The organism is Azospira oryzae (assembly GCF_004217225.1).
In the GTDB taxonomy this organism is placed as follows: Bacteria; Pseudomonadota; Gammaproteobacteria; order Burkholderiales; family Rhodocyclaceae; genus Azospira; species Azospira oryzae.
In genome coordinates, this window is sequence record NZ_SHKM01000001.1 from 804,400 (window position 1) to 823,400 (window position 19,001).

The 19,001-nt window shown below is 63.3% G+C and carries 17 protein-coding genes and 3 tRNA genes; 5 read left to right on the forward strand and 15 right to left on the reverse strand.

Going from position 1 to position 19,001, the window contains the following annotated elements:
- Positions 1–49 precede the first annotated feature (49 nt).
- The 4 genes from EV678_RS03755 to EV678_RS03770 all read left to right on the forward strand — a co-directional run bounded on the left by EV678_RS03755 (position 50) and on the right by EV678_RS03770 (position 4,457).
- Entirely contained in the window at positions 50–1,231 is a 1,182-nt protein-coding gene (locus tag EV678_RS03755) for a PilT/PilU family type 4a pilus ATPase (RefSeq protein ID WP_130458563.1), read from the forward strand.
- 22 nt (positions 1,232–1,253) lie between these two features.
- Positions 1,254–2,405 carry a succinyl-diaminopimelate desuccinylase gene (dapE, locus tag EV678_RS03760; protein WP_130458564.1) on the forward strand — a complete coding sequence of 384 codons (1,152 nt, stop codon included), beginning with the start codon at positions 1,254–1,256 and terminating at the stop codon, positions 2,403–2,405.
- A gap of 2 nt (positions 2,406–2,407) precedes the next feature.
- The gene (prmB, locus tag EV678_RS03765; RefSeq protein ID WP_130458565.1) at positions 2,408–3,304 is read left to right on the forward strand and encodes a 50S ribosomal protein L3 N(5)-glutamine methyltransferase; all 897 of its coding nucleotides are present in this window, start codon (positions 2,408–2,410) and stop codon (positions 3,302–3,304) included.
- Positions 3,305–3,563: 259 nt separating this feature from the next.
- Positions 3,564–4,457: an SPFH domain-containing protein gene (locus EV678_RS03770; RefSeq protein ID WP_130458566.1), complete on the forward strand. Its 894-nt coding sequence runs from the start codon at positions 3,564–3,566 to the stop codon at positions 4,455–4,457.
- A 60-nt stretch (positions 4,458–4,517) separates the two neighbouring features.
- Here EV678_RS03770 and EV678_RS03775 read toward each other — a convergent pair.
- The 3 genes from EV678_RS03775 to EV678_RS03785 form a co-directional block, all read right to left on the reverse strand.
- Positions 4,518–4,593, reverse strand: a tRNA-His gene (locus tag EV678_RS03775).
- A 14-nt stretch (positions 4,594–4,607) separates the two neighbouring features.
- Positions 4,608–4,684, reverse strand: a tRNA-Arg gene (locus tag EV678_RS03780).
- 36 nt (positions 4,685–4,720) lie between these two features.
- A tRNA-Pro gene (locus EV678_RS03785) sits at positions 4,721–4,797 on the reverse strand.
- A gap of 143 nt (positions 4,798–4,940) precedes the next feature.
- Between EV678_RS03785 and dksA the strand changes: the two genes are divergently transcribed.
- Positions 4,941–5,366 (forward strand): RNA polymerase-binding protein DksA, encoded by a 426-nt coding sequence (dksA, locus tag EV678_RS03790; RefSeq protein ID WP_014237745.1) that lies wholly within the window; start codon positions 4,941–4,943, stop codon positions 5,364–5,366.
- A gap of 114 nt (positions 5,367–5,480) precedes the next feature.
- On the opposite strand, the gene pnp is transcribed toward dksA, so the two are convergent.
- The 12 genes from pnp to EV678_RS03850 form a co-directional block, all read right to left on the reverse strand.
- Positions 5,481–7,604, reverse strand: a complete 2,124-nt coding sequence (gene pnp, locus EV678_RS03795) for a polyribonucleotide nucleotidyltransferase (RefSeq protein ID WP_014237746.1) — start codon at positions 7,602–7,604, stop codon at positions 5,481–5,483.
- A gap of 186 nt (positions 7,605–7,790) precedes the next feature.
- Positions 7,791–8,060 (reverse strand): 30S ribosomal protein S15, encoded by a 270-nt coding sequence (gene rpsO / locus EV678_RS03800; protein WP_014237747.1) that lies wholly within the window; start codon positions 8,058–8,060, stop codon positions 7,791–7,793.
- Positions 8,061–8,224: 164 nt separating this feature from the next.
- Positions 8,225–9,127, reverse strand: a complete 903-nt coding sequence (gene truB, locus EV678_RS03805; RefSeq protein WP_130458567.1) for a tRNA pseudouridine(55) synthase TruB — start codon at positions 9,125–9,127, stop codon at positions 8,225–8,227.
- 7 nt (positions 9,128–9,134) lie between these two features.
- The gene (gene rbfA / locus EV678_RS03810) at positions 9,135–9,548 is read right to left on the reverse strand and encodes a 30S ribosome-binding factor RbfA (RefSeq protein WP_130458568.1); all 414 of its coding nucleotides are present in this window, start codon (positions 9,546–9,548) and stop codon (positions 9,135–9,137) included.
- A 6-nt stretch (positions 9,549–9,554) separates the two neighbouring features.
- Positions 9,555–12,347: a translation initiation factor IF-2 gene (infB, locus tag EV678_RS03815; RefSeq protein ID WP_014237750.1), complete on the reverse strand. Its 2,793-nt coding sequence runs from the start codon at positions 12,345–12,347 to the stop codon at positions 9,555–9,557.
- A 22-nt stretch (positions 12,348–12,369) separates the two neighbouring features.
- Positions 12,370–13,842 carry a transcription termination factor NusA gene (gene nusA, locus EV678_RS03820; RefSeq protein ID WP_014237751.1) on the reverse strand — a complete coding sequence of 491 codons (1,473 nt, stop codon included), beginning with the start codon at positions 13,840–13,842 and terminating at the stop codon, positions 12,370–12,372.
- Positions 13,843–13,878: 36 nt separating this feature from the next.
- Complete coding sequence (rimP, locus tag EV678_RS03825; RefSeq protein WP_014237752.1) at positions 13,879–14,340, reverse strand: ribosome maturation factor RimP; 462 nt, start codon at positions 14,338–14,340, stop codon at positions 13,879–13,881.
- A 191-nt stretch (positions 14,341–14,531) separates the two neighbouring features.
- Positions 14,532–15,422: a 23S rRNA pseudouridine(2605) synthase RluB gene (gene rluB / locus EV678_RS03830; RefSeq protein WP_412784071.1), complete on the reverse strand. Its 891-nt coding sequence runs from the start codon at positions 15,420–15,422 to the stop codon at positions 14,532–14,534.
- Positions 15,423–15,666: 244 nt separating this feature from the next.
- Entirely contained in the window at positions 15,667–16,224 is a 558-nt protein-coding gene (gene scpB, locus EV678_RS03835) for an SMC-Scp complex subunit ScpB (protein WP_014237754.1), read from the reverse strand.
- The gene (locus EV678_RS03840) at positions 16,205–17,128 is read right to left on the reverse strand and encodes a segregation and condensation protein A (RefSeq protein WP_014237755.1); all 924 of its coding nucleotides are present in this window, start codon (positions 17,126–17,128) and stop codon (positions 16,205–16,207) included. The genes scpB and EV678_RS03840 overlap by 20 nt, the downstream gene beginning before the upstream one ends.
- 1 nt (position 17,129) lies before the next feature.
- Positions 17,130–18,332, reverse strand: coding sequence for a tryptophan--tRNA ligase (locus EV678_RS03845; RefSeq protein WP_014237756.1), 1,203 nt, complete (start codon positions 18,330–18,332; stop codon positions 17,130–17,132).
- A 13-nt stretch (positions 18,333–18,345) separates the two neighbouring features.
- Entirely contained in the window at positions 18,346–18,999 is a 654-nt protein-coding gene (locus EV678_RS03850) for a site-2 protease family protein (protein ID WP_014237757.1), read from the reverse strand.
- Positions 19,000–19,001 lie beyond the last annotated feature (2 nt).

Here is a 19,001-nt window from a genome sequence, read left to right on the forward strand (position 1 = left end):
ACAGGGGCGCCACGAGGCGCCCCAATCTTTTCGGCGGGAGGGAGGAAGCGTGATTCTCGACAAGCTGTTCCAGCTGATGGCGGAAAAGCAGGCCTCGGACATTTTCATCTCCGCCGGCGCCCCCATCCACATCAAGATCCAGGGCAACACCATCCCGGTGAACCAGCAGATGATGGACCCGGCCATGATCGACAAGATCGCCGAGGAACTGCTGAACGCCGAGCAACTGGCGACCTTTGCCCAGACCATGGAAATGAACCTGTCCTTCGGCATGTCCGGGGTCGGCAATTTCCGGGTGAATCTCTTCCGCCAGCGCGGTTCCACCTCCATCGTCATCCGCTACATCCTGGGCAACATCCCGGCCCTGGACAGCCTGGGGCTGCCTCCGGTGCTGAGCGAACTGATCATGGAAAAGCGGGGCCTGATCCTCATTGTCGGCTCCACCGGCTCGGGCAAGTCCACCACCATCGCCTCCATGCTGGATCACCGCAACGCCAACCGTTCTGGCCACATCCTGACGGTGGAGGACCCGATCGAATTCCTCTTCAAGCACAAGAAGTCGATCGTGAACCAGCGGGAAATCGGCATGGATACTGCCGATTGGGACAATGCCCTGAAGAACGCCATGCGCCAGGCTCCGGACTGCATCCTCATCGGCGAAATCCGGGACAAGCAGACCATGTCCGCTGCCCTGGCCTACGCCCAGACCGGCCACCTGTGCCTGGCCACCCTGCACGCCAACAACAGCTACCACGCCCTCAACCGCATCATCAATTTCTTCCCCCTGGAAAACCGCTCTGCCCTCAACCTGGACCTGTCGGTCAGCCTCAAGGCCATCATTTCCCAGCGGCTGCTGAAGAAGCCGGACGGCAAGCGCATTCCCACGGCGGAAATCCTGCTCAACACCCGCCACATCCAGGAACTGATCGAACGCGGTGAGATCAATGCCATCAAGGAGGCCATGGAACAAAGCCTGGCCCCCGGTTCCCAGACCTTCGAGCAGGACCTGTTCCGCCTCTACAAAACCAACGTCATCACCCTGGAAGAGGCCCTGGGCACCTCCGATTCGCCGACCAACCTCTCCTGGCTGATCAACAACTCGGAATTCGGCAACAGCGGCACCGCTGCCGTCGAGGAAGCGCCGGCCGAGCCCTCCATCGACCCCCATGCCACCAACCCCATGGGGGGCGCCTCCTTCAAGGAATTCACGCTCAGCATGAGCGACGAATAAGACCATCACTCCACCACCATTCATGTCCCAGCCCATTTCCTGCACCAGCGACCCGACCCTGGACCTGGCCGCACAGCTCATTTCCCGCCGCTCCGTCACCCCGGAAGACGGCGGCTGCATGGACCTCATCAGCGCCCGCCTGAAGCCCCTGGGCTTCACCCTGGAAGCCATCAACCGGGGCAACACGGTAAACCTCTGGGCCCGCCGCGGCAGCGCCGCTCCCCTGGTCTGCCTGGCCGGCCATACCGACGTGGTGCCCACCGGCCCCGTGGAACAATGGGCCTCCGATCCCTTCACGCCGACCCTGCGCGACGGCATGCTCTATGGCCGCGGTGCCGCCGACATGAAGGGTTCCCTGGCCGCTTTCGTCACCGCCGTGGAAACCTTCGTCGCCCGCCATCCGCAGCACCAGGGTTCCATCGCCTTCCTGCTCACCTCCGATGAGGAAGGCGACGCCACCGACGGCACCGTGGCCGTGGTGGAAGCCCTACAGGCGCGCGGTGAAGGCATCGACTGCTGCATCGTCGGCGAGCCCACCTGCGTCAATCGCCTGGGCGATATGGTGAAGAACGGCCGCCGCGGCTCCCTCTCCGGCCGCCTGACGGTGAAGGGCATCCAGGGCCACATCGCCTACCCGCACCTGGCAAAGAATCCGATCCATCTGGCAGCGCCGGCCATCGCCGAACTGGCGGCCACCGAGTGGGACCAGGGCAACGAGTACTTCCCGCCTACCACCTGGCAGGTCTCCAACATCAGGGGCGGCACCGGTGCCACCAACGTCATTCCCGGCACGGTGGACATCCTCTTCAACTTCCGCTTCTCCACCGCCAGCACCCCGGAAGGCCTGAAAAGCCGCCTCGAAGCCGTCCTCGCCAAGCACGGCATCGACTACGACCTGGCCTGGACCCTGGGCGCCAAGCCCTTCCTCACGGGGCGCGGTCCCCTGGTGGATGCTGCCATGGCGGCCATCCGGGAAGAGCTGGGGATCGAGACCGAACTTTCCACCACCGGCGGCACTTCCGACGGCCGCTTCATTGCCGAAATCTGCCCCCAGGTGATCGAGCTGGGGCCGGTGAATGCCACCATCCACAAAATCGACGAGTGTGTGGAGGCAGCCGCCCTGCCCCGCCTCTCCGCCACCTATTGCCGCATCCTGGAAAAACTGCTGACCTGACCATGTCCGAAAACGCCCGCACCGAACTCTTCACCCTGCGCGACCTGCTGCGCTACGCCGTCAGCCGTTTCAACGAAGCCGAGTTGTTCTTCGGCCACGGCTCCGACAATGCCTGGGACGAAGCCGTCTATCTGCTGCTGCACACCCTGCATCTGCCCCTGGACCGGCTGGAACCCTTCCTCGACGCCCGCCTCACCGAAGCCGAGCGCAACACCGTCCTGCACATCATCGAACGCCGCGTCAAAAGCCGCGTTCCGGCGGCCTACCTGACTCATGAGGCCTGGCTCGGCGAGCATAGCTTCTACGTCGACGAACGGGTCATCGTGCCCCGCTCCTTCATCGCTGAACTGCTGGAAGAGCAGTTCGCCCCCTGGATCGACGATCCCTGGGCCATTACCCGGGTAGCCGACATCTGCACCGGCTCCGGCTGTCTCGCCATCCTGGCCGCCCTGGCCTTCCCCGAAGCCGACGTGGATGGCGTGGACATCTCTGCCGACGCCCTCGAAGTGGCCAAGCGCAACGTGACTGACTACGGCCTGGAAGACCGGCTGCGCCTGGTGCAATCCAACCTCTTCGCCGGATTGGCGAGCCAGCGCTACGACCTCATCATTTCCAACCCGCCCTACGTCAATGCGGAGTCCATGGAAACCCTGCCCCCGGAATACCGGGCCGAGCCGGAACTGGCCCTGGCCGGGGGCGACGACGGGCTGGACCTGGTGCGCACCCTGCTGCGGGAAGCCAAGGACCACCTCAACCCCGGCGGCCTGCTGGTGGTGGAAATCGGCCACAACCGGGATGTCCTGGAAGAAGCCTACCCCCAGATCCCCTTCACCTGGCTCGACACCTCGGGCGGCGACCAGTTCGTCTTCCTGCTGCGGCGCGAGGAATTGCCCAGCTGAAGGTGGAACGGCAGGCCAAACGGCCCGACATAAAAAGAGCCCCGGTAATACACCTGGGCTTTTTTATGGGCGTCCCACAGAATTCAGCTCAATCCCCACTGACCGCGGGTATCGCGCAGAATGCGGGCCAGCACCTGTTCCAGTTCCATCATGTTCATCATCCTTGCTCAAGCGGTTTGCTCCTGTGACGGCTGAATCCTACCCGCCGACGATGACAACCGGATTACACTAGCACCACCTCAATCCGGAGATCGTCTTCATGGAACTGATGTCACTCTTGCTGATCCTGGCCGTGGCCATCGCTGTTCTCGGCATCCGCATCATCAATCAGCAGACCGCCGCCGTCGTCGAAACCCTGGGCCGCTATTCCCGGGTGCTGGAGCCCGGCCTCAACTGGATTTTCTTCCCTTTCCAGCGCGTCACCGGCATGCTCTCCCTGCGCATCGACGAAGTGCAGAGCACGGTGGAGGTGAAGACCTCGGACAACATGTTCGTCTCCCTCCCCGTCAGCCTGATGATCCGCGTCACACCGGAACGGGCCAGCCATGCCTGGTACAAGCTGCAGAACCCGTCGGCCCAGATCTCCACCTGGGTCCTCAACACCATCCGCGCCATCGCCGCTTCCATGACCCTGGAGGACCTGTTCAAGGACCGGGACCATCTGGTGACCCAGGTGGAAAAGGCCCTCTCGGCCAAGCTGGAGGAATTCGGATACGTCCTGGAAGCGGTGCTGGTGGACCAGCCCACCGTCTCCGGCGACGTCCAGGCCTCCTTCAACCGGGTAGTGGCCGCCAAGCGGGAACGGGAGGCTGCGGAACAGGAAGCGGAAGCCATGCGCATCAAGACCGTGCGCCAGGCCGAAGCGGAGGCCGACGCCCAGCGGGCCCGGGCCAAAGGCCTGGCCGACTCGCGCAAGCTGCTGGCCGAAGGTCTGCGGGAATCCCTCGCCGACTTCGAGAAATTCCACGTCAATTCAGCCGAAGCCCTGACCGTCTTGCTGGAAACCAACCGCATCGATGCCATGCGCGACATCGGCAAGCACGGCAATCTGGTACTGCTGGATGTGGCCAGGGACCCCGGCAACGCCCCCCTGCTGGGGCTGGCGGCAAAGCTGGGCAAAACTGCGGGCAACAGCGCGGTGGCGGAAGATTAAAGTTGAATTTTTGAAGCAGAAAAAGAAAAACCCGGCACTAGGCCGGGTTTTTCTTTATTTTGGGGCGATATACCGGGATCGAACCGGTGACACCTGGAATCACAATCCAGTGCTCTACCAACTGAGCTAATACCGCCACTGAAACCTGTTTGGCGCGCCCGGCGAGGCTCGAACTCACAACCTACGGCTTAGAAGGCCGTTGCTCTATCCTGTTGAGCTACGGGCGCTAATTCTCGCTCGCCTTGGGTGCAACCTGTATCTGCTGGTCGGGGCGGTGGGATTCGAACTCACGACCCTCTGCTCCCAAAGCAGATGCGCTACCAGGCTGCGCTACGCCCCGAAGAGACGCGAATTCTACACATGCCCCCCGGGGTGGTCAAGCGCCAAAAGTAGTTTTTTTTCGTGCAATCAATGATTGTTGCAGGTAAGATGCTTTTCTGATATTTAATCGCCTTTTTGCACAAACACGGATGGTCTTCGAACATGGCTGAAGATTTGCTCCACAAACATTTCACGCCCTACGTCCCCAAGAAGGGCGAGGAATACATGAACAGCAAGCAGCTGGCTCACTTCCGCGCCATTCTTGGCACGCTGAAGCAGGAGTTGATGGCTGACATCGAGCGCACGGTGCATACCATGCAGGATGAAGCCACTGTCTTTGCCGACCCCAATGACCGGGCCAGCCAGGAAACGGATATCGCCCTGGAACTGCGCAACCGGGACCGGGAGCGCAAGCTGATCAAGAAGATCGACGAGACCCTGGGTCGCATCGATTCCGGCGACTACGGCTTCTGCGACAAGTGCGGTGTGGAAATCGGCATCAAGCGCCTGGAAGCCCGCCCCACGGCAACCCTGTGCATCGACTGCAAGACCCTGGAGGAACTGCGGGAAAAGCAGGTCGCCAAGTAAGCGGAGCACTCCGCCGCAAAAAAGCGCAGCCAAGGCTGCGCTTTTTTATTGTCGGCGGGTCAAACTATAAAAAAGGGCGCCGAAGCGCCCTTTTTCTTTGCAACGGTGAAAAACTTACTGTTGCGGTTCTGCAGCCACGGCGGGAGCAGCCTCTTCGGCAGCCACAGCCTTCATGGACAGGCGGATGCGACCCTTCTCGTCGGTTTCCAGAACCTTGACGCGGACGACCTGGCCTTCCTTGAGGTAGTCGGCCACGGCATTGACGCGCTCGTTGGCGATCTGGGAGATGTGCAGCAGACCATCCTTGCCCGGCAGGACACTGACGATGGCACCGAAGTCCAGAATCTTCAGCACAGGACCTTCGTAGACCTTACCCACTTCCACTTCGGCGGTGATGGCTTCGATACGCTTGCGGGCCATCTCGGCGGCTTCACCGTCGGTGGAGGCAATGGTGATGGTGCCGTCGTCCTGGATGTCGATGGAAGTACCGGTTTCCTCGGTCAGGGCACGGATCACCGCACCACCCTTGCCGATCACGTCACGGATTTTTTCCGGATTGATCTTCATGGTGTACAGACGGGGAGCGTAAGCGGACATTTCCGTACGCGGAGCATCCTGGGCATCCTGCATGATGTTCAGGATGTGCAGGCGACCAGCCTTGGCCTGATCCAGCGCCACCGCCATGATTTCCTTGGTGATGCCCTGGATCTTGATGTCCATCTGCAGGGCGGTGATACCGGAATCGGTACCGGCCACCTTGAAGTCCATGTCGCCCAGGTGGTCTTCGTCACCCAGGATGTCGGTCAGCACGGCAAAGCGGTTGCCTTCCTTGATCAGGCCCATGGCGATACCGGCCACGTGGGACTTGAGGGGCACGCCAGCATCCATCAGCGCCAGGGAGCCGCCACAGACGGAAGCCATGGAGGAGGAGCCGTTGGATTCGGTGATCTCGGACACCACGCGCATGGAGTAGGAGAACTCGTCGGCGGGCGGCAGCACGGCGAGCAGGGCACGCTTGGCCAGACGGCCGTGACCGATCTCGCGACGCTTGGGGGAACCGACGCGGCCGGTTTCGCCAGTGGCGTAGGGAGGCATGTTGTAGTGCAGCATGAAGCGGTCTTTGTACTCGCCGGCCAGGGCGTCGATGATCTGCTCGTCGCGGCTGGTACCGAGGGTGGCCACCACCAGACCCTGGGTCTCACCACGGGTGAACAGGGCAGAACCGTGGGTACGGGGCAGTACGCCGGTGCGCACGGTGATGGGACGCACGGTGCGGGTGTCGCGACCGTCGATGCGGGGCTCGCCGGCCAGGATGCGGCCGCGGACGATGGCGGCCTCCATGGCGAAGAACAGGTCGGCCACGGTGTTTTCGTCGGGAGCATCTTCACCCTGGCACAGGGCGGCGACTGCCTCGCTGCGGATTTCCTTGACGCGCTGGCTGCGGGTCTGCTTGCTGGTGATGCTGTAAGCCTCTTCCAGCTTGGCCTTGACCAGGGCTTCCAGCTTGCCCACCAGGACCTGGTCCTGGGCCGGAGCCTGCCATTCCCATTCGGGCTTGCCGGCTTCTTCCACCAGTTCATTGATGGCGTTGATAACGGCCTGCATCTGCTCGTGGCCGTAGACCACGGCGCCCAGCATGACTTCTTCGGAGAGTTCCTTGGCTTCGGATTCCACCATCAGCACGGCGGACTGGGTGCCGGCAACCACCAGGTCCAGCTTGCTGTCCTTGAGCTGGGTGGCGGAGGGATTCAGCACGTACTGGCCGTCGATGTAGCCGACGCGGGCGGCACCGATGGGGCCGGAGAAGGGAATGCCGGAAATGGCCAGGGCAGCGGAGGCACCGATCAGGGCGGGAATGTCGGAATCCACTTCGGGATTCAGGGACATGACGGTCGCCACCACCTGGACTTCGTTGTAGAAGCCTTCAGGGAACAGGGGGCGAATGGGACGGTCGATCAGGCGGGAGGTCAGGGTTTCCTTTTCGGAAGGACGGCCTTCGCGCTTGAAGAAGCCACCGGGGATCTTGCCGGCAGCGTAGGTCTTCTCGACATAGTCGACGGTCAGGGGGAAGAAATCCTGACCCGGCTTGGCTTGCTTGGCGCCGACCACGGTCACCAGGACCACGGTGTCGTCAACGGTGACCAGTACGGCGCCGGAGGCCTGGCGAGCAATCTCGCCGGTTTCCAGAGTGACCTGATGGGCACCGTAGGTAAAGGTTTTCTTTGCAATATTGAACATATCTTCCTTTCTCTCTTTCTCTTGTCTTCGCTTAAATTCTTGCAACCGCCGATTCTACCTGCTTACCCGGGGAAAACCATGCTCCCGGAAAGCAAAAGAGCGGCGCGGCCAAAGGCCGCCCGCTCTTTCAAACGCTACTTGATGCGTCCCGACCGCATGGGCGGACGGTATCAGGCGTGGGCAAGATTACTTGCGCAGGCCCAGACGCTCGATAACGCTGCGGTACTTGTCCACATCGGTGCGCTTCAGGTAGTCCAGCAGCTTGCGGCGGCGGGACACCATGCGCAGCAGACCGCGACGGGAGTGGTGATCCTTCATGTGTTCCTTGAAGTGACCGGTCAGGTCGTTGATGCGTGCGGTCAGCAGCGCGATCTGCACTTCGGAGGAACCGGTATCGCCCTGAGCGCGTTGGAAATCGCCAACGATCTGGGCCTTCTGAGTGGTGTTGATAGCCATATGTCAAACTCTCTTGAGTGTTACGACGCTGCCCCAGTTTGATAGAGCCAGGCGCCCGACGGTTAAAAAAACTTCGCTCCACGGGGAGCGAAGCGGCGGATTATACGCAGGGAGCAGAGGAGTAGCAAGATAATTCCGGCCATTCCCCGCTATTTTGCACACCCCTAGCCGTTGTCCTTCTGGCGCAGCAGGCGGTAGGGCCACAGCTTGCCTTCCCTGACCTCTCCCACCCCCTGCAGGACGCCCTCGCCATAGACCCGGGCCTTGCCGGACTGGAGGTCGGTTGCCACCGGATTGCCGTGGGCAAAGCGCTGCAGGGATTCGGCCTCCAGCAATACCTCGGGCAGGCTGCGCAGCAAGGCATCCACCGGCAGCAGATAGCGCCCCCGGTCCGCCTCCTCCGTATTTTCCAGCTCTGCCAGGGACACTGCACGATCCAGTTCCAGCGGACCGACCCGGGTACGCCGCAGGCCTGTCAGATGGGCACCGCAGCCGAGGGCTTCGCCAATGTCCTCGGCCAGGGTACGGATGTAGGTGCCCTTGCTGCAATCCACCTGCAGACGGAAGTTAATGCCGTCGAAATCGCTGGCGGCCAGGCTGAGAATGGTTACTTCCCGGGCTTCCCGCTCCACCTCCAGCCCCTGGCGGGCCAGCTCGTAGAGTGGCTTGCCATCGCGCTTGAGGGCCGAATACATGGGCGGCACCTGGGCAATCACCCCGGTGAAGCGGGGCAGCACGGCAGCCAGCTGCTCGGCGGAAACCTGTACCGGCCGGGTCTGCAGGACTTCACCCTCCACATCGCCGGTGGCCGTGGTCTGACCAAGGCGGACGTCGGCAACATAGGCCTTGTCGGCATCCAGCAGGTCGGCGGAAAACTTGGTGGCTTCGCCGAAGCAGATGGGCAGCAGGCCGGTGGCCAGGGGATCGAGGGTGCCGGTATGGCCGGCCTTGGCGGCCGAAAAGAAACGACGCGCCTTTTGCAGCGCGTCGTTGGAGGAGAGGTGGAGGGGCTTGTCCAGCAGCAGCACCCCATCCACCTGTTTCCAGGTGCGTCTGGGTTTGGACATGACCTGATCAGCTTTCGGCAGCGGTATCCGGCGGAGCTTCCCCATCCTCGTCGGGCGAAGTCTGGCGGCTGGTGGCCGCCGCTTCGTCGATCAGACGGGAAAGGCTGGTGCCGTGCTCGATGGAATTGTCGTACACGAAATGCAGCTGGGGCGTGGTGTGGATGCGCACCCGGCGCCCCAGTTCCCGCCGCAGGAAACCGGAAGCCTTGTCCAGGCCCTTCTTGATTTCCGCCAGCTGCTCCGCGGCCGCCAGGGTGGTGAAGAAAACCTTGGCATGGGCGTAATCGGGAGTCACCTCGACGTCGGTTAGGCTGACCATGCCGACGCGAGGGTCCTTCAGCTCGGTGCGAATGAGCTCCGCCAGCTCGCGGCGGATCTGCTCATTCACCCGGTCCTTGCGTGAAAAACTCTTGTTAGCCATCGTGCCTTACAGGCTCCGGGCGATTTCCTGGATTTCGTACACTTCCAGTTGATCGCCTTCCTCGATTTCATTGAAGTTCTTCAGGGACAGACCGCACTCGAAGCCGCCCTTCACTTCCTTCACGTCATCCTTGTAACGCTTCAGGGAGTCCAGCTCGCCATCCCACTGCACCACGTTGTTGCGCAGCAGACGGACGCGGGAATTGCGCTTGACCACGCCTTCCAGCACCAGACAACCGGCGATGGAACCGACCTTGGAAATGCGGAAGACCTGACGGATCTCCACCAGACCGGTGATCTGTTCCCGCTTTTCCGGGGACAGCATGCCGGACAGGGCTGCCTTCACCTCATCCACGGCGTCGTAGATGATGTTGTAGTAGCGGATATCCACGCCGAAGGTATCGGCCGCCTTGCGGGCGCCGGCATCGGCACGGGTATTGAAGCCGATGATGACGGCCTTGGAGGCAGATGCCAGGTTCACGTCGGTTTCGGTAATGGCACCGACCGCCGCGTGGATCACGTTTACCCGCACTTCGTCGGTGGACAGCTTGTTCAGGGACTGCACCAGGGCTTCCTGGGAGCCTTGCACGTCGGACTTGACGATCAGCGGCAGGAACTTGGCGGCGCCCTCGCCCATGTTGTCGAACATGGATTCGAGCTTGGCGGCCTGCTGCTTGGCCAGCTTCACTTCGCGGAACTTGCCCTGACGGAACAGGGCGATTTCACGGGCCTTGCGCTCATCGGCCAGCACCATGGCTTCCTCGCCGGCAGCCGGCACGTCGGACAGGCCCTGGATTTCCACCGGGATGGAAGGACCGGCCTGGTCGATGGGCTTGCCGTTCTCGTCCAGCATGGCGCGCACCTTGCCGAACACCTGACCGACCAGGACGATGTCGCCCCGCTTCAGGGTGCCGGACTGCACCAGGATGGTGGCCACGGGGCCCTTGCCCTTGTCCAGACGGGCTTCGATGATGATGCCCTTGGCCGGAGCATCCTTGGGCGCGGTCAGTTCCAGCACTTCGGCCTGCAGCAGCACATGCTCCAGCAGGTCGTCGATACCGGTACCCTTCTTGGCGGACACCGGCACGAAGGGGGAATCGCCGCCGTACTCTTCCGGCACCACGCCTTCGGCAATCAGTTCCTGCTTGACGCGGTCCGGATTGGCTTCGGGCTTGTCGATCTTGTTCACCGCCACCACCAGGGGCACATTGGCCGCCTTGGCGTGGTGGATGGCTTCCTTGGTCTGGGGCATGACGCCGTCGTCAGCCGCCACCACCAGGATCACCAGGTCGGTGGCCTTGGCACCGCGGGCCCGCATGGCCGTGAAGGCCTCGTGACCCGGGGTGTCGAGGAAGGTCACCATGCCGCGGGGAGTTTCCACGTGGTAGGCGCCGATGTGCTGGGTAATGCCGCCGGCTTCGCCGGAAGCCACGCGGGTGCGCCGGATGTAGTCGAGCAGGGAGGTCTTGCCGTGGTCCACGTGACCCATCACGGTCACCACCGGGGCGCGGGGCTCCTGCTTCACATCCACATGCTCGACGGCGTCGTCGAGGAAGGCATCCGGATCATCCAGCTTGGCCGCCAGTGCCTTGTGGCCCATTTCTTCCACCACGATCATGGCGGTTTCCTGGTCCAGCACCTGGTTGATGGTGACCATGGAACCCATCTTCATCAGGGTCTTGATCACCTCGGTGGCCTTGACTGCCATCTTGTGGGCCAGATCGGCCACGGAAATGGTTTCGGGCACATGCACTTCACGCACGATGGGTTCGGTCGGCGCCTGGAAGGCATGGGCTTCGTCGTTGCCGCCGCCATGGCGCTTGCCATGCTTGCCGCCGCCACTGCGCCAGCCGCTGTTGGCATCGCCGCCACGGGTCTTGAGACCGGGACGCTTTTTGTTGCCGTCGTTCCAGCCGCCTTCTTTCTTGGCACCGGGTTTGGCGTCGCCGGGCTTGCCGGCGGGCTTGTGCAGGGTGCGGTCGGCGGGCTTGTCGTCTGCCGGCTGGGCCACCTGGTGGGCGGTCGCCGCCTTCTTGGCAGCTTCGGCGGCCTTCAGGGCCACGGCCTTTTCCTCGGCTTCACGCCGCAGGCGCACCAGTTCGGCGGCGCGGGCCTGCTTTTCCTGGTATTCCCGCTGCTGGTGTTCCAGCAGGGCCTGGTGGCGACGGGCCTCTTCTTCCCGGGCTTTCATCTCGGCTTCGCCGATGACGGAAACCATGCTGCGCTTGACCACCTTGGTACGGGTCGGCGCGGCAGCCGGAGCAGGCTCGGCGGCAGCCACGGGCTCCTCAGCCGGAGCAGCAACGGGCTCGGGAGCGGCTTCCACCACGGGTTCGGGCACAGGTTCGGGTGCGGGTTCGGGAGCAACTTCCACCACGGGTTCGGGCACAGGTTCGGGCGCGGCCTCGACCACGGGTGCAGCCACGGGCTCGACAACCGGCTCAGCCTGGACGGCAGCTTGCTGGGCTTCTTCGACTGCTGCCTCGACCACGCCTTCGCCGGCTTCACGCTTGACCAGGACGCGCTTCTTGCGCACTTCGACCTGGACGGTACGAGTCTTGCCGGTGGAATCCTGGGCCTTGATCTCGCTGGTCTGCTTGCGGGTCAGGGTAATCTTGTTCTTGCCCTGGGCTTCGCCGTGGCTGCTGCGCAGGTAGTCGAGCAGACGGGTCTTGTCCTGCTCGGAGAGCTGATCTTCAGCGGCTTGCTTGCTGACGCCGGCTTTCTGTAGCTGTTCCAGAAGAACAGCGGCCGGCATTTTCAGCTCGGCGGCAAATTGGGATACGGTGGTTTGCGCCATATTTACTTCTCTCCCTTCCCTCTCACTCGAACCAGTGCGAGCGGGCGTTGGTAATCAGTTGCTTGGCGCGATCTGCGTCAATGCCGGTAATTTCGGTGAGTTCATCCACAGCCAGGTCGGCCAGGTCGTCCAGGGTTTTCACACCGCCGGAAGCCAGCTTGGCAGCCAGGGACTTGTCCATACCGTCCAGGGCCAAAAGGGAATCTTCCACACCTTCGAGTTGCTCTTCGGTGACGATGGCTTCGGTCAGAAGCACATTACGGGCGCGGTTACGCAGCTCGTTCACCGTATCTTCGTCGAAGGCCTCGATTTCCAGCATTTCCGCCAGGGGCACATAGGCAACTTCTTCCAGGGTGGAGAAGCCTTCGTCGATCAGGATGTTGGCGACTTCCTCGTCCACATCCAGTTTTTCCATAAACAGCACACGGGTGGCAGCGGTTTCTGCTTCCACCTTCTTTTCCGACTCTTCCTGGGTCATCAGGTTGATGTTCCAGCCGGTCAGTTCGGAGGCCAGGCGCACGTTCTGGCCGCCGCGGCCGATGGCGATGGCCAGGTTGGCCTCGTCCACCACCACGTCCATGCTGTGCTTTTCCTCGTCAACCACAATGGAGCTGACTTCGGCCGGAGCCAGGGCGCCGATGACGAACTGGGCCGGGTCCTGGGACCAGTGCACGATGTCCACGCGCTCGCCGGCCAGTTCGTTGGTGACGGCGGTGACGCGGGTACCGCGCATGCCGACGCAGGTACCGATCGGATCCACGCGGGGATCGTTGGACTTCACGGCGATCTTGGCTCGCATGCCGGGATCCCGGGCGGCAGCCTTGATTTCCATGAGTCCGTCTTCGATCTCGGGCACTTCCAGATCGAACAGCTTGATGATGAATTCCGGCGCGGTGCGGGAGAGGATGATCTGGGGACCGCGGGCATTGCGATCGATACGCAGCAGGAAGGCCTTGACCCGGTCGCCGACGCGCAGGTTTTCCTTAGGGATCATCTGGTCCCGGGGCAGCAGGGCCTCGATCTTGCCGGCTTCGATAATGGCGTTGCCGCGCTCCATGCGCTTGATGGTGCCGGAAACGATGTGTTCCTTGCGTTCCAGGAAGTCGGCCAGAATCTGCTCCCGCTCGGCGTCGCGGATGCGCTGCAGGATGACCTGCTTGGCGGCCTGGGCGCCGATACGGCCGAAGTCGATGGGCTCCAGGGATTCCTCGATCACGTCGCCGACTTCCACGCCTTCGTCCTGCTTCTGGGCTTCGGACAGGGGCATTTCCAGGAACTCGTTGACGTAGGTTTCGTCAGCCACCACCTGCCAGCGGCGGAAGGACTCGTACTCGCCGGTATTGCGGTCGATCACGACGCGCACGTCGGCTTCGTCGTTAATACGCTTCTTGGTAGCGGATGCCAGGGCCGACTCCAGAGCGCCGAACACCACATCCTTGGCAACGTTTTTTTCGCGCGCCAGTGCATCCACCAGCAACAAAATCTCGCGGCTCATTGCTTTTCTCTCCTCGTATCTGCCTTCAACCCGCCATCAATCAAACTTCGGCTCCAGCCGGGCCTTGTCGATATTGCCCGGCTCGAGGGCCACTTCGCCCTCTTCCTTGCCGCTGTTCTTGTCAATCAGGCGCACGCAGACCTTGCCGTCGCGCACGCCCATGAGAATGCCGTTGTAGTTGCGCCGGTTGTTCAGCGCCACGCGCAAGCGGATATGCACTTCCTGACCGGCAAAGCGATCGAAATCGGCCAGCTTCTTCAAAGGCCGGTCGAGACCGGGGGAGGAAACCTCCAGCCGGTCGTAATCGATGTTTTCCACCATCAGCACGCGGGAAAGCTGGTTGCTCACGGCAACGCAATCCTCCACGCCGATACCGCCCTCCTTTTCAGGCTGGTCGATAAAGACGCGGATAACCCGGGCCCGGGGCGTCAGTTCCAGGTCCACCAGCTCGTAACCCAGGCCGGTGACCGTATTTTCAACTAATGAGTGCAGATCCATGCGCTACAAATAAAAAATGGGCGAAACGCCCATCCAAAAAGTTACCCGCCCAAAGCTGGGCAGGACGATGAAAACTTTTGAATTATATCGGAAAACAACAGCCCGGACAACGGCTTTCCTGCCGGAAAGCCGCTACCCGGGCTCCAAACGACCCTGGGGGTAGCCGCGGATCGGGCCGCTGCGGCCCGAAATCACTTCCGGGTACGCTTGTCCCGCTTCTGGATCACTTCCGGTGCCGGCAGGCCAAATTCCCGCATCAGCTTGGCCACATCCATGTCCGTCAGTTCCATGGTGCTGCCCCGCTTGAGACGGGCCGGCAGGACGAAGGGGCCGTAACGCACGCGGATCAGGCGACTCACCGTGGCCCCTACGGCTTCGAACATACGCCGCACTTCCCGGTTGCGGCCTTCGGACAAGGTCACCCGGTACCAGTGGTTGGCCCCCTCGCCGCCCGCGTCCAGCAGGGTGGTGAAGCGGGCCGGACCGTCTTCCAGTTCGATGCCGGCGGCCAGCTGCTTGAGGGTGGCGTCGTCCAGGTCGCCCAGCACCCGCACCGCGTACTCCCGCTCCAGGTTGTAGCGGGGGTGCATCAGCCGGTTGGCCAGGTCGCCGGAGTTGGTGAACAGCAGCAGGCCGCTGGTGTTGTAGTCCAGCCGCCCCACCGCCACCCAGCGGCTGCCGCGCATGCGTGGCAGGAAGTCGAAGACGCTGTCACGGCCTTCCGGGTCGTCGCGGGAGACGATCTGGCCTTCGGGCTTGTGGTAGAGCACCACCCGGGGCAGGCGCAGGGAGCCGAAGCGCAGATGCACCAGGCGGCCGCTGACCTTGACCTTGTCTTCCGGCCCCACCAGCTGGCCCACTTCGGCCGGCTTGCCATTGACCGTGACGCGGCCGGCGGCAATCCACTCCTCCATGTCGCGCCGGGAACCGACGCCGCTCTGGGCCAGGATCTTGTGCAGGCGCTCGGGCTTGGCCTCCACCGGCGCATTGCGGCCGCTGCGGCCGACGGCGCGGGGCGCAGGGGCATTGCGGCCGGCACCGCGACGGGGACGGGGCGCTTCCAGCTCCTCTACTTCCTCCACGGCGGCGACAGGCTCGGGACGGGGACGGGTGGGCGCACGGAACGGTGTCCGCTTTGCCGCGTCCCGCGCGGGTTTCGGGCCAGGCCGGCCAGAAGCCGCGCCAGTGCTGCCTGAGCGACGACCATGGGGAGCGGGGTCGGAACCCTCCACCCACTCGGCGCCGTCATCCCGGCGCGGACGGCCGCCGGCAGGGCTGCGGCGGGGTGCCTGGCCCGTCTTGGGTGCGGCAGGCTTACGGGGAGGCTTAGGAGGCATCGCTTAATTCCAGTGTTTGATTGAGTTGTTCCAGGGGCGGCAGCTCGGTCAGGCTGCGCAGCCCCAGATCGTCGAGAAATTTCTTGGTGGTGGCAAACAGGGCGGGACGGCCCGGGGTATCCCGGTAGCCCACCACATCGACCCAGCCCCGCTCTTCCAGGGCCTTGATGACCTGGGTGGCGACGGTGACGCCGCGGATGTCCTCGATGTCGCCCCGGGTCACGGGCTGGCGGTAGGCAATGATGGAGAGGGTCTCCAGGACTGCCCGGGAATACTTGGGCGGCTTTTCCGGATTGAGGGCTTCCAGATAGGGCATGTACTCGGTGCGGGTGCGGAAGCGCCAGCCGGTGGCCAGCTGGACCAGCTCCACGGTGCGCTCGCTCCACTCCTCCCGCAGCTCGTCGAGCAGCTTGCGCACCACTTCCGGCGCTAGCTCGCCATCGAACATCTGGCGCAGTTCGGACACCGAGAGGGGCTGCTGGGCGGCCAACAGGGCCGCTTCCAGGATGCGCTTGATCTCGGCGGGGTTAGACGGTAACTGGGGCATCGCCCTCTCCTTCTTCCGCAGGGATTTCGACTATCTGCCCCGCCTCTTCCTCGGTCAGGGGCGTTTCCGCGTCGTCGGCAATAGCGAGGCGCACGTAGATGGGCATGAAGGCCTCGGCCTGGGTGATGCGGATCAGCCGCTCCCGGGCCAGCTCCAGCATGGCCAGGAAATGCACCACCACGGAAGGGGCGCCCAGCTCCACGTCGAACATGTGGATGAACTCGACGAAGCCGTCCGCTTCCTTCAGCTGGCGCAGGATCAGGCCCATGTGCTCGCGCACCGACAGCTCTTCCCGCTGCACCTTGTGGGAAGTATGCAGCTGGGCCTGGCGCAGGATGGACTGCCAGGCCTGCTGCAGGTCCGCCACCGACACGTCGGGGAAACGCTGCATCTGGGATTTTTCCACCCAGGTCTCGACCCAGACGAAGTCCCGCTCGGCCTGGGGATGCTCGTTCAGGCGCACCGCCGCCAGCTTCATCTGCTCGTATTCGATGAGGCGGCGCACCAGTTCGGCCCGGGGATCCTCCACCTCGTCCTCTTCCGCCTGCTTGGCCCGGGGCAGCAGCATGCGGGACTTGATCTCGATGAGCATGGCGGCCATCACCAGATAGTCGGCCGCCAGCTCCATGTTCTGGGAGCGCATGGCTTCCACGTACTCCAGGTACTGGAGCGTCAGGGGCGCCATGGGAATGTCGAGCACATTCACGTTGGCCTTGCGGATCAGGTACAGCAGCAAGTCCAGGGGGCCTTCGAAGGCATCCAGCATCACCGCCATGGCGTCGGGCGGGATGTACAGGTCCAGGGGCAGCTGCTCCAGGGGCTGGCCGTAGATGCGGGCCAGGGCCTCCTGGGCCGGCGCCGCCTGGGGGGCCGGAATGTCGTCGAGGACCGGAGTATCGCTCATGTCAGGCGTAGTTCAGGCCCATGGCGGCGCGCACATCGGTCATGGTTTCCTGGGCCAGGCGGCGGGCCTTGGCGCAACCGTCGTTGACGATCTCCCGCACCAGGGCCGGATTGTCCAGATAGACCTGGGCCCGCTCCCGCATGGGCGCCTGTTCCTTGAGGATGCCGTCGATCACCGGCTGCTTGCATTCGATGCAGCCGATGCCGGCGGAAGTGCAGCCCTGGCGCACCCACTCCTTGGTGGCCCCGTCGGAATAGACCTGGTGCAGCTGCCACACCGGGCACTTGTCCGGATTGCCGGCGTCGGTGCGGCGCACCCGGGCCGGATCGGTGGGCATGCGCTTGACCTTCTGGGTGACGGAGGCTTCATCCTCCCGCAGGGTGATGGTGTTGCCGTAGGACTTGGACATCTTCTGCCCGTCCAGGCCGGGCATGCGCGAAGCCTCGGTGAGCAGGGCATCGGGCTCCACCAGGATCATCTTGCCGGTGCCTTCCAGATGACCCAGCAGGCGCTCCCGATCCACCAGGGACAGGCTCTGGGCCTCGTTCACCAGGCGCTTGCCCTCCTCCACCGCGGCAGCATCGCCGTCCTGCTGGAAGCGGGTACGCAGCTCGTTGAAACGCTTGCCCACCTTGCCACCCAGCTTCTTCACCGCTTCCAGGGCCTTCTCCTCGAAGCCGGGCTCCCGGCCGTAGAGATGGTTGAAGCGGCGGGCGATTTCCCGGGAAAACTCCAGGTGGGGAATCTGGTCCTCGCCCACGGGAACCCGGTTGGCGCGATACACCAGGATGTCGGCAGACATCAGCAGGGGATAGCCAAGGAAACCGTAGGTGGTGAGGTCCTTGTGGGAGAGCTTTTCGATCTGGTCCTTGTAGGTCGGCACCCGCTCCAGCCAGCCCAGGGGCGTCATCATGGACATCAGCAGGTGCAGTTCGGCGTGCTCGGGCACCCGGGACTGGATGAAGATGGTGGCCTGATTGGGGTCCACGCCGGCGGCCAGCCAGTCGATCACCATGTCCCAGGCGGCCTTTTCGATGATGTCCGGCTGGTCGTAGCTGGTGGTCAGGGCATGCCAGTCGGCCACGAAGAACAGGCAGGGATAGTCGTGCTGGAGCTTGACCCAGTTCTTCAGGACCCCGTGGTAGTGGCCAAGGTGCAGGCTGCCCGTGGGGCGCATGCCGGAAAGGACTCGTTCCGCGTACATGGTGATGTTTGTCTCAGGCTTGGAAATTGAAAATCAGGGCCAACAGGTAACGCATGATACCCATCAGCGGATAAAGGATGCTGGCCAGCACGCCGGAAAAGAGCAGCAGGATCAGGATCGGAAAGCCCCAGGGCTCCACCCGGGAAAAGGCGACGGCCTGGCGGTAGGGCAAAAGGCTGACGGCGATGCGGCCGCCATCCAGGGGCGGAATGGGCAGCAGGTTGAGCAGCATCAGGCCGATATTCACATCCATGCCCAGGTCGGCCATACGCTCCAGGGGCAGGGTATAGGCATTCACCGGCAGCAGCTGGGCCAGCTTGAGCATGCAACCCCAGCCGATGGCCATGGCCAGGTTGGCCAGGGGGCCGGCGGCGGCCACCCACAGCATGTCCTGCTTGGGACGGCGCAGGCGGCCGAAATCCACGGGCACCGGTTTGGCATAGCCGAACAGCAGGCTACCGCCGGAGAAGAGCAGGATCAGCACCGGAATCAGGATGGTGCCTACCGGATCGATGTGGCGCAGGGGATTGAGGCTGATGCGCCCCGCCGCATAGGCCGTCAGGTCACCGAAGTGGCGCGCCACATAACCATGGGCGGCCTCGTGCAGGGTGATGGCGAAGATCACCGGCAGGGCTGCAATGGCAAGAGTCTGGATCAGTTGGTCCATGG